The sequence below is a fragment of the Brevundimonas nasdae genome, assembly GCF_019395145.1.
Lineage (GTDB): Bacteria > Pseudomonadota > Alphaproteobacteria > Caulobacterales > Caulobacteraceae > Brevundimonas > Brevundimonas nasdae.
Genome location: NZ_CP080034.1, coordinates 778,379 through 791,865, shown reverse-complemented (window position 1 = coordinate 791,865; position 13,487 = coordinate 778,379). Strand labels below are relative to the sequence as shown.

At 65.6% G+C, this 13,487-nt stretch carries 15 protein-coding genes; 5 read left to right on the top strand and 10 right to left on the bottom strand.

The genetic code is table 11. The features are described 5' to 3' along the window. Window positions 1–76: 76 nt before the first annotated feature. Entirely contained in the window at window positions 77–259 is a 183-nt protein-coding gene (locus KWG56_RS03925) for a DUF3606 domain-containing protein (RefSeq protein ID WP_047413801.1), read from the top strand. Here the strand turns inward: KWG56_RS03925 and KWG56_RS03920 are convergent, their stop codons facing one another. Then, window positions 260–1,156: a LysR family transcriptional regulator gene (locus KWG56_RS03920; protein WP_219353806.1), complete on the bottom strand. Its 897-nt coding sequence runs from the start codon at window positions 1,154–1,156 to the stop codon at window positions 260–262. 118 nt (window positions 1,157–1,274) lie between these two features. On the opposite strand from KWG56_RS03920, the gene KWG56_RS03915 reads away from it, so the two are divergent. The 4 genes from KWG56_RS03915 to KWG56_RS03900 all read left to right on the top strand — a co-directional run bounded on the left by KWG56_RS03915 (window position 1,275) and on the right by KWG56_RS03900 (window position 6,128). Continuing rightward, on the top strand, window positions 1,275–2,444 hold the full coding sequence (locus KWG56_RS03915) for an MFS transporter (RefSeq protein WP_219353805.1): 1,170 nt from the start codon (window positions 1,275–1,277) through the stop codon (window positions 2,442–2,444). A gap of 210 nt (window positions 2,445–2,654) precedes the next feature. Continuing rightward, complete coding sequence (locus KWG56_RS03910; protein ID WP_219353804.1) at window positions 2,655–4,223, top strand: DEAD/DEAH box helicase; 1,569 nt, start codon at window positions 2,655–2,657, stop codon at window positions 4,221–4,223. 70 nt (window positions 4,224–4,293) lie between these two features. Further along, complete coding sequence (locus tag KWG56_RS03905; protein ID WP_219353803.1) at window positions 4,294–5,343, top strand: GGDEF domain-containing protein; 1,050 nt, start codon at window positions 4,294–4,296, stop codon at window positions 5,341–5,343. Between the two features lie 32 nt (window positions 5,344–5,375). After that, the gene (locus KWG56_RS03900) at window positions 5,376–6,128 is read left to right on the top strand and encodes a lysophospholipid acyltransferase family protein (protein WP_219353802.1); all 753 of its coding nucleotides are present in this window, start codon (window positions 5,376–5,378) and stop codon (window positions 6,126–6,128) included. Window positions 6,129–6,137: 9 nt separating this feature from the next. On the opposite strand, the gene KWG56_RS03895 is transcribed toward KWG56_RS03900, so the two are convergent. From KWG56_RS03895 to KWG56_RS03855, 9 genes are read right to left on the bottom strand one after another with little or no spacing between them, the layout of a single operon-like run. Then, window positions 6,138–6,506, bottom strand: a complete 369-nt coding sequence (locus tag KWG56_RS03895) for a TfoX/Sxy family protein (RefSeq protein WP_219353801.1) — start codon at window positions 6,504–6,506, stop codon at window positions 6,138–6,140. Between the two features lies 1 nt (window position 6,507). Then, on the bottom strand, window positions 6,508–6,897 hold the full coding sequence (locus tag KWG56_RS03890; protein WP_219353800.1) for a HesB/IscA family protein: 390 nt from the start codon (window positions 6,895–6,897) through the stop codon (window positions 6,508–6,510). Beyond that, the gene (locus tag KWG56_RS03885; RefSeq protein ID WP_219353799.1) at window positions 6,897–7,286 is read right to left on the bottom strand and encodes an SUF system Fe-S cluster assembly protein; all 390 of its coding nucleotides are present in this window, start codon (window positions 7,284–7,286) and stop codon (window positions 6,897–6,899) included. The genes KWG56_RS03890 and KWG56_RS03885 overlap by 1 nt, the downstream gene beginning before the upstream one ends. A 4-nt stretch (window positions 7,287–7,290) precedes the next feature. After that, the gene (locus KWG56_RS03880) at window positions 7,291–8,529 is read right to left on the bottom strand and encodes an aminotransferase class V-fold PLP-dependent enzyme (protein ID WP_219353798.1); all 1,239 of its coding nucleotides are present in this window, start codon (window positions 8,527–8,529) and stop codon (window positions 7,291–7,293) included. Then, a complete protein-coding gene (gene sufD / locus KWG56_RS03875; protein WP_219353797.1) occupies window positions 8,508–9,530 on the bottom strand; it encodes a Fe-S cluster assembly protein SufD in 1,023 nt (340 codons plus the stop codon). The genes KWG56_RS03880 and sufD overlap by 22 nt, the downstream gene beginning before the upstream one ends. Then, window positions 9,527–10,276, bottom strand: coding sequence for a Fe-S cluster assembly ATPase SufC (gene sufC / locus KWG56_RS03870; protein ID WP_219353796.1), 750 nt, complete (start codon window positions 10,274–10,276; stop codon window positions 9,527–9,529). Before sufC ends, sufD begins: the two co-directional genes overlap by 4 nt. A 9-nt stretch (window positions 10,277–10,285) precedes the next feature. Next, window positions 10,286–11,752, bottom strand: a complete 1,467-nt coding sequence (gene sufB / locus KWG56_RS03865) for a Fe-S cluster assembly protein SufB (RefSeq protein WP_219353795.1) — start codon at window positions 11,750–11,752, stop codon at window positions 10,286–10,288. After that, a complete protein-coding gene (locus tag KWG56_RS03860) occupies window positions 11,752–12,891 on the bottom strand; it encodes a cysteine desulfurase family protein (protein ID WP_219353794.1) in 1,140 nt (379 codons plus the stop codon). Before KWG56_RS03860 ends, sufB begins: the two co-directional genes overlap by 1 nt. Then, the gene (locus KWG56_RS03855) at window positions 12,888–13,376 is read right to left on the bottom strand and encodes an Rrf2 family transcriptional regulator (protein ID WP_201097966.1); all 489 of its coding nucleotides are present in this window, start codon (window positions 13,374–13,376) and stop codon (window positions 12,888–12,890) included. The genes KWG56_RS03860 and KWG56_RS03855 overlap by 4 nt, the downstream gene beginning before the upstream one ends. Window positions 13,377–13,487: the final 111 nt, after the last annotated feature.

The window sequence follows — 13,487 nt, the reverse complement described above, 5'->3', positions numbered from 1 at the left end:
CCGTCCGGCGATTTGCGTTTAAGGTCCACGCAGGCGTTGCAATGGGCCGCAAGACAGATTGAGACGGAGACGACATATGGCGGGACTGAAAGACAAACGCGGCTTCATCGACAAGGACCGCCTGGACCTGTCCGAGCGTCAGGCCGTCGAATACTGGATGAAGCGCTGGGGCGTGACGCGCGACCAGATCACCGCCGCCCACCGCAAGGTCGGCCGCATGACCAAGGACATCGCCGCCGAACTGGGCAAGAAGCGCTGATCAGCGCAGACGTTCGGCCAGGAAGTCGACAAACACCCGCACCCGCGCCGGCATATTGGCGCCGCCAACGAAGACGGCGTGGATCGGCTCGCGGTCGCCGGGGTTGAAATCCTCCAGCAACGGAACCAGACGGCCGCTTTCGATCGCGTCACCCACGCTGAAGGCGCCGACGCGCGTCACCCCGACGCCATCCATCGCCAGTTGGGTCAGTGTCTCGCCATTATTGGCCTCAACCGATCCCCTGACCGTCAGGGCATAGTCGCGCCCCTCTCTGCGGAACGGCCAGACGGGTTCGGTGCGGCGAAAGTTGAAGTTCAGACAGTCGTGATCCAGCAGGTCTTCCGGAACCTGCGGCACGCCGCGTCGGGCCAGATATTCGGGCGAGGCGACGATGATCCGCCCCGTCTCCCCAAGTCGCCGCGCGGTCAGGGGACTGTCAGCCAGCGGTCCGAACCGGATCGCCACATCCGCTTGCCCCGCCGCCACATCGACCACCGCATCCGTCAGGTTGATGTCGACCAGAATGTGCGGATAGCGCCGCACGAACTCGCCCAGCAGCGGCACCACCACCAGACGCCCGTGCGCCAGGGCCGCGCTGACCCGGATGCGGCCGCGCGGCGCCCCCTGATCAGCGATGCTCTGCTCCGCGTCGTCCAGATCCGCCAGAATTCGACGCGCCGCGCTCTGATAGGCCTGGCCTTCCGCCGTCAGGGTCAGCACCCGCGTGGTACGCAACATCAGCCGCACGCCCAGCCGAGCCTCGATCCGGTCGATCGTCCGGCTGACCGCTGACGGCGTCAGCCCCAGGGCGCGCCCGGCGGCGGAGAAGCTGCCGCTTTGCGCCACGGCCGCAAAAACCTCCAGTTCCCGCGCCCGATCCGCTCCATTTGTCTGCATCTTTGCGTCCAGATCAAAAATCCTTGGCCTGATCATGACCTACCGCCGATGCGGCCCTGCGTCCATCTGTCCGGCCTAGATGAACCCCTCCCCGGCCTCTGCGCCAAGGTTGCCACATATGAAGCTGAACCCTCCCCTTCTCGCCCTCGCCGCCGGGGCCTTCGGCATCGGCGTGACCGAGTTTGCGCCCATGGGCCTGTTGCCCGTGATCGCCACCGATCTGGGCGTCTCCATTCCTACGGCAGGCCTGCTGATCAGCGCCTATGCGTTGGGCGTCATGCTGGGCGCGCCCCTGATGACCCTGACGACGGGCCGCGTGCCACGCCGTGCTCTGCTGATCGGGCTGGTCGCCATCTTCACCCTGGGCAATCTGCTGTCCGCAATATCCACCGACTACAACACCCTGCTGATCGCACGGGTCATCACCTCGCTGAACCACGGCGCCTTCTTCGGCGTCGGCTCCATCGTCGCCGCCAGCCTCGTACCGCCGAACCGTCAGGCGGGCGCCGTCGCCGCCATGTTCATGGGTCTGACCATCGCCACCGTCCTGGGCGTGCCGCTATCGACCTGGGCCGGTGACGTGCTGGGCTGGCGCGCCTCCTTCTGGGCCATCGCCGCCATCGGCCTGATCGTCATGATCGCGCTTCGCCTGACCCTGCCCAAACTGCCGGCGCCGACGGACAGCAATCCGCTGGCGGAACTGAAGGTTCTGGGGCGCGGCCCCGTGCTGTCGGCGCTCGTCCTGACCGTGATCGGCTCCAGCGCCATGTTCACTGTCTTCACCTATATCGCCCCGATCCTGCGGGACGTGACCCACGCCTCCATCGGCTTCATCACCGCCATGCTGGTGATCTATGGCCTGGGCCTGACGGTCGGGAACTGGCTGGGGGGCAAGTTCGCGGACAAGTCGGTGGACCGCACCCTGATCATCACCCTGAGTTCGCTGGCCGCCATTCTGGTCGTCTTCGCCTTCATCATGCCGTTCGCGGCGCCCAGTTCGGTGGTCATCTTCATCTGGGGCGTGGCCAGCTTCGCCCTGGTGCCGCCGCTGCAGGTTCGGGTCATGGCCGCCGCTGCGGACGCGCCCAATCTGGCCTCTTCGGTCAACATCGGCGCCTTCAATCTGGGCAACGCCATCGGCGCAGCGGTCGGCGGCGCGGTGATCGCGGGCGGGCTGGGCTATCCGGCGGTCGCCATCGCCGGAGCCGTCTCGGCGGGACTGGGCCTAGCGCTGGTCCTGATCCTCAGCCGAAAACGCGCGCCTGTTGCGGCCTCCGCCGCCTGCTGATCCAGGTTCCGCACGGTCTGTTGCGCAGATCGTGCGGTTCTCCATGTGGCCCAACAGGCTGCAAAGCGCATGAATACTTGACTTTGGCGAAGGGACTTCTATATCGCACCCAGCCTCGGGACAGGTCTGCGATACGCGCCGCCCGCTCGCCCACAGAGGGGCGGTTCCGTTGCTTGATGCACGCAGACGCTTTTCTCTCCCTAAGGATTCATGACCGAATTTACCCAACTGGGCCTTTCGCCCACGACGCTGCAGGCCGTCGCCGATACCGGCTATACGACCGCAACCCCCATTCAAGAGCAGGCGATCCCGGTCGCCCTGGCAGGCCGCGACGTCCTGGGCATCGCCCAGACCGGCACCGGCAAGACCGCCGCCTTCACCCTGCCGCTGGTTGACCGCCTGTCGACGGGCCGCGCCCGCGCCCGGATGCCGCGCGCCATCGTTCTGGCCCCGACCCGCGAACTGGCCGACCAGGTGGCCGAAAGCTTCGCCAAATACGCCAAGGGCACCAAGCTGACCTGGGTGCTGCTGATCGGCGGCGTCTCCATGGGCGACCAGGTTGCGGCGCTGAACAAGGGCGTGGACGTCCTGATCGCCACGCCTGGCCGCCTGTTGGACCTGTTCGAACGCGGCAAGATGCTGCTGACCGGCGTTGAGATCATGGTCGTGGACGAAGCCGACCGCATGCTGGACATGGGCTTCATCCCTGACATCGAGCGCATCTTCAAACTGACGCCGCCGCGTCGCCAGACCCTGTTCTTCTCGGCCACCATGCCGCCGGAGATCACCCGCCTTACGACCGCCTTCCTCAAGGATCCGACCCGGATCGAGGCCTCGCGTCCGGCGATGACCGCCGACACCATCACCCAGTATCTGGTCCGCATCCCGACCAGCGATCCCAAGGCCAAGCGCACCGCCCTGCGCGCCCTGATCGAACGCTCTGACGTCAAGAACGGCATCGTCTTCTGCAACCGCAAATCCGAAGTCGATATCGTCGCCAAGTCCCTTCAGACGCACGGTTTTGACGCCGCCGCCATCCACGGCGACCTGGACCAGGCGCACCGGATGAAGACCCTGGCTGACTTCCGCGCCGGCAATCTGAAGATTCTGGTCGCGTCTGACGTCGCCGCACGCGGTCTGGACATCCCCGACGTCAGCCACGTCTTCAACTACGACGTCTCGCACCACGCCGACGACTACGTCCACCGCATCGGCCGCACCGGCCGCGCAGGACGTCTAGGTCAGGCCTTCATGATCGTGACCCCGTCCGACGACAAGTCGCTGGATAAGGTGCTGAAGCTGATCAAGAAGGACCCGGAAGAACTGGTTCTGGACGGCATCGACTTCGCCGCGATCAAGGACAACTACCGTCGCGACGACAAACGCTCCGGCGGACGCGAACGCTCCGGCGAACGCAGCGGTCGCAGCCGTTCGCGCGCTGCGGAACCGGCTCAGGCCGAAGTCGCACCCGTCGCCGCCGCCCAGGCTGAAGCTCCCGCCGCCGAAGCGCCCCGCAGCCGCAGCCGCCGTAAGGCCAAGCCGGATGTGACTGCTGTAGCCGTGGTCGAGACCCCCGCCGTCGTGGAAGCGGTCGTCGCGGAGGCTGTCGCAACGGTGGAGACGCGCGCCCCCCGTCCCGACCGCGAACCGCAACTGCTGCAATCGGACCGCCGCGGCGACCGCAAGCCCGCCAAGGACGAGGCCCAACGCCAGGGCGTCCGCGGTTTCGGCGATGACATCCCGGCCTTCCTGCGCCGCCCGGTCGTCATTCCCGCTTAACCCGGCGTTACGTTTCGCGGATTAGAACTTTCCCAAGGGCCTCAGAATGGGGCCCGTGGGGAAGAGACGAATGTCTAATCAGGTCGAGACTGTTGTGCGCGGGCCCGAGGCCTATGCTCTGGCGCGCAACGTCATCGTCGAGATGGAAAAGTCGGGCGTCTGGCCGACGCCGCTGAATTTCGAACTCTGGCTGCACTATCTGGGCGATCCCGAAGGGCCGCTGGGCCTGGCGATCCAGAAACTGCTGGCCGAAGCGACGCCTATTTCAGACGAGACATCCGAAATGCTGGCGGCGCAGTTCCTGCCGCGCGGGCGGCTGTCGGAAGAAATCCGCGACGCCGGCGCCGTGCTGGACCGCGAACTGTCCAGCGTCGCCGAGGCCATCACCAAGGCGCACAAGACCCAACTCGACTATGGTCAGACCCTGGCTGGCGCATCTGAAACGCTAGAGGCGGCTGATCAAGTCACGGTGCTGAAAGATATTGTCGGCGACCTGAGCACGGCGACCCGCCGCGTGCGCCGCGAAACGGCCATTCTCGAAAAACGTCTGGCCAACTCCAATCAGGAAGTCGCCCGTCTGCGCGAACATCTGGACCAGGTGCGGCGCGACGCCATGACCGACGCCCTGACCAATCTGGCCAACCGCAAGGCCTTCGACGAGCAACTGGCCGCCGTCTGCGCGGTGGAATCCAAGACGCCGCTGTGTCTGGCCGTTCTGGATATCGACCATTTCAAACGGTTCAACGACACTTGGGGCCACCAGACCGGTGATCAGGTGCTGCGTTATGTCTCCACCGTCCTGTCGCGCATCTGCGTCGGCCGTCGCTTCGCCGCCCGTTTCGGCGGTGAAGAGTTCGCCATCATCTTCCCAGGCGAAAGCAGCGGTGCGGTCATGTCCGCCCTGGAAAGCATCCGCCAGGAGGTCTCATCACGCGGCCTACGCCGTCGCTCGACCAATGATGATCTGGGCGCGGTGACCATTTCCGCAGGGTTTGCAGAGCGACAGGCGGGCGAAAGCGCCGCCTCCCTGCTGGAACGGGCCGACGCCGCCCTGTACGCCTCCAAGCGAGGTGGACGAAATAAGGTCAGCAGCGCTCCGCCGCTGAAAGATGCCGCCTGACAAAAGCGAATTTTTCTGAGCATAGTTCAATTATGCGCAGCCTCGCCTTCAACATCGTCTATTGGATCCTCTCGATCAGCTACGGGCTGACCGCCGCCTTCGCGGCCCTTGCGCCAGGGCGCGGCCCCGCAAGTTGGGTCATCCGCCGCTATGTGAAGCGGATGGTGCAGGCGATGTCGGTCTTTGCCGGCATCAAGCTGGACGTGCGGGGCAAGGAGCGTCTGCCGCAGGGCGCCTTCATCGTCGCGTCAAAACACCAGAGCTGGGGCGACGGCTTCGCCACCTATGACCAGTTCGACGACCTGGCCTTCGTCACCGGCGACCATCTGGAGAAGTTTCCTCTGCTGGGCGGCGTGCTGAAGAAGCTGGGGGCCATCGTCGTCAACTCCTGCGGCGGCCACGAAGCCCGCAAGGCGCTGGCCATGCGCGCCGCCGAAGCCAAGGCCGAGAACCGCAAAATCCTGATCTATCCCGAGGGCCATCTGGCCCCCATCGGCCAGAAGTACAAATACCGCTCCGGCGTCTGGCACATGTACCGCGACTTCGACATGCCCGTCGTGCCGCTGGCCACCAACCTGGGCCTGTTCTGGCCCGAGGAGAAGTATGAGAAACACCCCGGCGTGGCGACGCTGGAATTCCTCGACCCGATCCCGGTCGGCCTGAAAAAGGAGGAGTTCCTGGAACGTCTGGAAGCCGTCGTCGAGGCCCGCACCGCCGAACTGGTCGCTCAGGCGACGGGCGCCCCCGTCACGCCCGCCGTTCTGATGGATGCGCCGCAGAAATAGCCCCGTCGATCAGTCAGCAGGCAGGGTCGTCTTCCGCTTCTTGCCCGCCGCCTTGCGCAGCGCCACGTCCAGCGAACGCCGCGCCCAGCTCACCGCCTCCTCGGGATCGTCCAGCGCCGTCTCCGGCAGGCTCCAGTAGCCCAGCGACAGCGTGCGTCCATCCTTGGCCGGATAGGTGAACAGACGCGATCCCGCCGCCTCGAACATTTCGGCCAGATCGTAGTCCGCCTTCAGCCAGACGACACCATCATCCAGTAGCGCGAACATCAGGCCGCCGGCGTAAACGCCTGCCCCGCCGAACAGCCGCTTGATCTCAAGCCGCCCGAGGGCGTCAAAATGCTCGCGCACCCATTCGTTGAAGTCGGGATCGAACGCCACCTCAGGAGCTGGCGACCGGCACGATCGTCACGCTCTCGCCGCAGCCGCAGGCGTCGGTCTGGTTCGGATTATTGAACACGAACTTGGAGGCCAAGCGTGTCGTCTCGTAATCGATTTCGGTGCCGATCAGGAACAGCACCGCCTTGGGCTCGATCAGAATGGTCACGCCCTTGTCCTCGACCACCTCATCCAGCGGCCCGATCTCGTCAGCATAGGCGAAGGTGTATTCCTGCCCCGCGCAGCCGCCATTCTTGACGCCGATCCGCAGACCGATGTGGTCGTTCTCGGCATTGTCCAGGATTTCACGCACGCGGTCGGCGGCGGCGTCGGTCAGGGTGACGGCCTTGGGGCGCGGACGGCGCGGGCGGGATGTGGCTTGAAGTTCGGTCATCAGAACATGTTCAAGGCGAGTTTCGCCTCGTCGCTCATCTTGGAGGAATCCCACGGCGGGTCGAACACCAGATTGGCCTTGGCGCTGCGCACGCCCTCGACCTTCTCCACCGCCGTTTCGACCCAGCCCGGCATCTCGCCCGCCACCGGGCAGCCCGGCGCCGTCAGGGTCATATCGACCACCACGTCGCGGTCGTCAGACACATCCACGCGATAGATCAGGCCCAACTCATAGATATCGACCGGGATTTCCGGGTCATAGACGGACTTCAACGCTTCGATCAGGTTCTCGGTCAGGGTGTCGAGTTCGGCCTGCGACAGGGCGCTCTTCTGAGGTTCATCCCAGGCGGCCTGAAAGGCGTCGCTGTCCTGAATGGTGTTATCGGTCATGGCGTTACACAAAGAAGTTCCGCGCCTTGATCAGCGCGTCCACGAAGGCATCCGTATCCTCCATGGTGTTATATAGGGCGAAGGAGGCGCGTGTGCTCGAGGTCACGCCCAATCTTTTCGCCAGCGGCTCGGCGCAGTGGGTCCCTGCCCGCACGGCGACGCCGTAACGGTCCATGATCTGGGCCACGTCATGGGCGTGCGCGCCCTCGATGGCGAAGGTCAGAAGCGCGCCCTTGCCCTCGGCCTGTCCCAGAATCCGCAACCAGTCCTGGCCTTGCAGCCGGTCCAGCGCATGTTGATACAGGGCATGTTCGTGCGCCTGCACCGCCGCGCGGTCGTATTGCGACAGCCAGTCCAGCGCCGTGCCCAGGCCGATGGCCTCCAGGATCGGCGGCGTCCCCGCCTCGAACCGGTGTGGCGGCTTGGCGTAGGTGATCCGGTCCTGCTCGACCCGCTCGATCATCTCCCCGCCCCCCTGATAGGGCGGCAGGGCCTCCAGCGCCTCGGCCTTGCCATACAGGGCGCCGATGCCGGTAGGGCCGAACAGCTTGTGGCCCGTGATCACATAGAAGTCGCAGCCGATGGCCTGCACGTCCGGCGTCGCATGGACCGCACCCTGACAGCCGTCGATCAGCACCTGCGCGCCCGCCGCATGGGCCAGACGGGAGATCTCCGCGACCGGATTGATGGTGCCCAGGACGTTGGACATGTGGGTGGCCGCGACCATGCGCGTCCTTGGCCCCAGCAGGTCGGCATAGGCCGCCATGTCCAGTGAACCGTCATCCTTGATCGGGGCCCATTTCAGCACTGCCCCGTACCGCTCGCGCAGGAAATGCCACGGCACGATGTTGGAGTGATGCTCCATCTCGGTGACGACGATCTCGTCGCCCGGCTGGATCGACAGGCCCAGACCATTGGCCACCAGATTGATCGCCTCGGTGCCGCCCTTGGTCCAGACGACCTGCTCGGATGTCTCGGCGTTCAGGAACCGCGCGACAATCTCGCGCGCCTTCTCGAAGGCCTCGGTCGCTTCGTTCGACAGGGTGTGCAGACCGCGGTGGACGTTGGCGTAGCTGCCCTCCATCGAGGCCACCAAGGCGTCGATCACCGCGCGCGGCTTCTGGGCCGAGGCGGCGTTGTCCAGATAGACCAGCGGCTTGCCGTTCACCTGTCGCGACAGGATCGGGAACTGCGCCCGGACGGCGTAGGGATCAAAGCTGGTCACAAGCGAGCCGTCAGCCATTCCCTCGCCACCTCTCTCGCGCCCTCGTGGTCGATGCGGTCTATGACCTCGATCAGGAAGGCCTGCGTCAGCAGGGCGCGCGCCTCGTCGGCCGGAATGCCGCGCTGCTGCATGTAGAACAGGGCGCTCTCGTCCAGCGTCCCCACCGTATTGCCGTGCGCGCACTGCACGTCGTCGGCATAGATGATCAGTTCCGGCTTGGCGTCGATCTCGGCCCGTTCAGAGGCGATCAGGGCATTGTGCGCCATTCGGGCGTCGGTGCCGTCGGCCCCGCGTTCAACCACGATCTTGCCCTGGAAGACGCCGCGCGCGGTGTCGCGCGCCACGCCCTTGATCAACTGGCTGGTCGTGCCGTCCGCCGCCAGATGGCTGACGACCGAGGTCAGGTCTGCATGACGCGATCCGTTCAGCAGATACAGGCCGTCGACCTGAGCGTGGGCGCCTTGAGCGAAATGCTTCACCCGGGTTTCCAGCCGCTGCAACTTGGCGCCGGTCGTGACGACCGTCTGGCGGAACACGCCGCCCGCCTCCACGCGCACGTCGGCCTCGGTGATGGAGATGGCGTCCTCCGGCTCCTCGACCAGAACCACACGGGTCACTTCCGCGCCCGCCGCCACGTCCAGCTCCAGCCGGTTGTGGGCCACATAGGCCGAGCCCGCCCCCTCATGCGTTTCCAGCAGCAGCAGCCGCGCCCCTGCCCGCGCCGACACCCGCGCGCTGGCGGTGTGGCCCGTGCCGACGGCGTCGCTGACATAACGCAGGCGCAGCGTCTGTTCGCCCGAGGCGATGAAGTCCGTCACGCCGACAGCGTGGCCGTTGGCGAAGATGATCGCCTCGCCGCCCAGGTCGTCGAACACGCCAGACGACGACACTTCGGCTTGCGGCGACGCCGGCGGCGCCTCTCGCAGCCAGCGTTTAAGGTCGCTGTATTTCCATGCCTCAACCCGCCGCGTCGGGAAGGTGGAGGCGTCGGTCAGGGCAATCCGGGAAACGGCTGTCATGCGGCTTCGGGCAGATACTTGTCGTACCCTTCCGCCTCCAGTTGCAGCGCCAGTTCCGGTCCGCCCGAGGCCACGATGCGGCCGCCGGCCAGCACATGGACCCGGTCCGGTTTGATATAGTCCAGCAGGCGCTGATAGTGGGTGATGACCAGCATGGCGCGGTCGGGCGACCGCAGGGCGTTCACGCCTTCCGACACGATGCGCAGGGCGTCGATGTCGAGGCCGGAATCCGTCTCGTCCAGGATCAGCAGCGACGGCTCCAGCAGGGCCATCTGCAGGATCTCCATCCGCTTCTTCTCACCGCCCGAGAAGCCGACGTTCAGCGGCCGCTTCAGCATGTCGAAGTCCATCTTCAGCGCCTTGGACGCTTCGCGGACCAGCTTCAGGAAGGCGGGGGCCGCCACCTCGTCCTCGCCCCGCGCGCGCCTCTGGGCGTTCAACGCCGTGCGCACGAAAGTCAGGGCCGGGACGCCGGGGATTTCTATCGGATACTGGAAGGACAGGAAGACGCCCTTGGCCGCGCGTTCAGCCGGGTCCAGCTCCAGCAGGTCTTCACCCGCCCATTCGACCGATCCCTCAGTCGCCTCATAGCCGGGCCGTCCCGACAGGGCGTAGCCCAGCGTCGACTTGCCCGCGCCGTTCGGCCCCATGATGGCGTGCACCTCGCCCGCCGGAACATCGAGCGTCAGGCCCTTGAGGATCGGCTTTTCACCGACGGAGACGTGGAGGTTGTCGATCTTAAGCATGGTTCTTCTTTACCCGACCGAGCCTTCAAGGCTGATCGCCACTAGTTTTTGCGCCTCGACGGCGAACTCCATCGGCAGCTTCTGCATCACGTCGCGGACGAAGCCGTTGACCAGCAGGGCCACCGCCTCCTCTTCCGACAGGCCGCGCTGCTGGGCGTAGAACAACTGGTCGTCGCTCAGGCGCGTCGTCGTCGCCTCATGCTCCAGCTGGGCCGAGCCGTTGCGGGCCTCGATATAGGGGATGGTGTGCGAACCGCACTCCTTGCCGATGAGCAAGGAATCGCACTGGGTGAAGTTGCGCACGCCCGTGGCCTTGGGATGCACCGAAACCAGGCCGCGATAGGTCGAGTCCGACTTGCCCGCCGACACCGCCTTGGCGATGATCCGGCTCTTCGAGTTCTTGCCCAGGTGGATCATCTTGGTGCCGGTGTCGGCCTGCTGATGCCCGTTGGTGATGGCGATGGAGTAGAATTCGCCCGAGCTTTCCTCGCCCTTCAGGATGCAGGACGGATATTTCCAGGTGACGGCGGAACCCGTCTCCACCTGCGTCCACGACACCTTGGACCGGTCCCCGCGGCAATCCGCGCGCTTGGTGACGAAGTTGTAGATGCCGCCCTTGCCCTCGGCGTCGCCGGGGTACCAGTTCTGGACCGTCGAATATTTCACCTCGGCGTCGTCCAGCGCCACGATCTCCACGACCGCCGCATGCAGCTGGTTCTCGTCGCGCATCGGCGCCGTGCAGCCCTCAAGGTAGGAGACGTAAGCGCCCTTGTCGGCGATGATCAGGGTGCGTTCGAACTGGCCCGTCTGGCTGGCGTTGATGCGGAAATAGGTCGACAGCTCCATCGGGCATTTCACGCCCGGCGGGATGTAGACGAACGACCCGTCGGAAAAGACCGCGCTGTTCAGGGCCGCGAAATAGTTATCCGAGACCGGCACCACCGACCCCAGATATTGACGCACCAGGTCAGGATATTCGCGCAAGGCCTCGGAAATCGGCATGAAAATCACGCCAACCTTGGCCAGTTCCTCCTTGAAGGTGGTGACCACCGACACGCTGTCGAACACGGCGTCCACGGCGACCTTGGGTGCGCCCTGCACGCCCGCCAGCACCTCCTGCTCCTTCAGCGGGATGCCCAGCTTCTTATAGACTTCCAGGATCTCGGGATCGACCTCGTCCAGAGACTTCGGCCCTTCCTTCTGCTTGGGCGCCGCATAGTAGAACAGGTCCTGATAATCGACCAGCTCATACTTCACCGCCGCCCAGGTCGGCTCTTCCATCGCCAGCCAGCGCTCATAGGCGGCCAGACGCCATTCCAGCATCCACTCCGGCTCGCCCTTCTTCTCTGAGATGAAGCGCACGATGTCGGCGTTCAGGCCCTTGGGCGCGTATTCCGTCTCGATGTCCGACGTGAAGCCGTGCTCGTACTTTTCCAGTGCGGCGACGGCGTCGATGGTTTCCTTGACGGCGGCCATCAGGCGACCTCTCTCACGCGCTCGGCGGCGCGTGTCTTATGCTTGTTGTACGCAGCGACCCAGGCGTCGGCGAACCGCACCCAGTCGTTTTCACTTGTTCCCCAGCCGCCAGAGACGCGCACGCCCCCGGTTGCCAGGGTGTTCAGGCCCATGGCGCTGATGGTCTTGGACGGTTTCACCTTGCCCGACGAACAGGCCGACCCCGCCGACACCATGACACCCGTCAGGTCCAGCGTGATCAACTGTTGAGGGCTGTCCCAGCCTTCGACCGCCATGAATAATGTATTGGGCAGACGCGGCGCCCCGCCACCAATGATGACGGCGCCCGCCGCGATCACCTTGGCCTGCGCATCGTCGCGCCAGACGATGTGTGATCCCATCGCCTCCAGATCACGCGCAGCGCAGTCGGCGGCGACGCCAAAGCCTGCGATGCCCGGCACGTTCTCCGTCCCGGCGCGCAGGCCACGCTCCTGCCCGGCGCCGTGCAGGATGCGAACGCCCGACACGCCTTCCTTCAGGATCAGCGCGCCGACGCCCTGCGGCCCGCCCAGCTTGTGCGCCGAAAGCGTCAGGCTGTCGGCGTCCAGCACACGGATGTCGACCGCGATCTTGCCCGCCGATTGGATGGCATCGACGTGCAGCCAGCCGCCCGCCGCCCGCACCAGGGCCGCCGCTTCGGCGATTGGCTGGATCACGCCGCTTTCATTGTTCGCATGATGGATGGCGACCACGGCCCGGCCCGGGCGCGACAGCGCCGCTGCCAGCCAGTCCAGATCGATCACGCCGTTTTCATCAACCGGCAGCACCTCGACCGGCGCCCCGGCATTGGCCGCCGTCTCGGCCACGCACGGATGTTCGGTCGCACTGACGATCAGACGCTCGCAACCCGCCGCCAGAGCGCTGGCGATGCCCTGCGCATTGGCTTCGGTGCCGCCAGAGTTGAAGACAACCGCCGTCGGGTCCGCCCCGACCAGTTCGCCGACCTGCGCCCGCGCCGTCTCGACCCGCGCACGGGCGCGTCGCCCCGCCGCATGGACCGCCGACGGATTGCCGTTGTCGGCCAGAGCCTTGGTCATGGCGTCCAGCACCTCGGGCCGCACCAGTCCCGACGCATTATAATCCAGATAGACGCCGGTCATGCCGCCACGCTCACAGCATCCGGTGTCGGGGCTTCGACGTTGCGGCGACGCTGGCCCGTGCGGTTCATCACCACATCTTCCAGCGACACCCCCGCCAGATAGCGATGGATCTCGTCGCCCAGGTCTTCCCACAGATTATGGGTGATGCAGCGTTCGCCGGCCAACATGCAGCCCTTCGGCGAGCCATGCGCCACGCAGCGCGTCGCCCGGATCGGCTCATCGACCGCCAGCACGATTTCGGCCACCACCGTCTCATGCGCGCCCTTGGCCAGACGATAACCGCCGCCCGGTCCGCGCACGCTCTTGACCAGATCGCTCTTTCGCAGCCGTGCGAACAACTGCTCCAGATAACTCAGGGAAATCTCCTGGCGCGCGGCGATTTCGGCCAGCGAAACAGCCCGGGTTTCGCCGCTTTCGCCGCGCCCGTTTTTCGCCAGATCGGCCATCGCCATTACGGCGTATCGTCCCTTGGTCGACAGACGCATATCGCACCCTTAAAAATTACGCGCTTTTCGGGGCTCTTGTGCTAGAACCCGCGCCTTCGCGAAGGCGGCGCGCGCCGGATGGACCTAGAAAGTCCTACCCCAGTAGTCAAG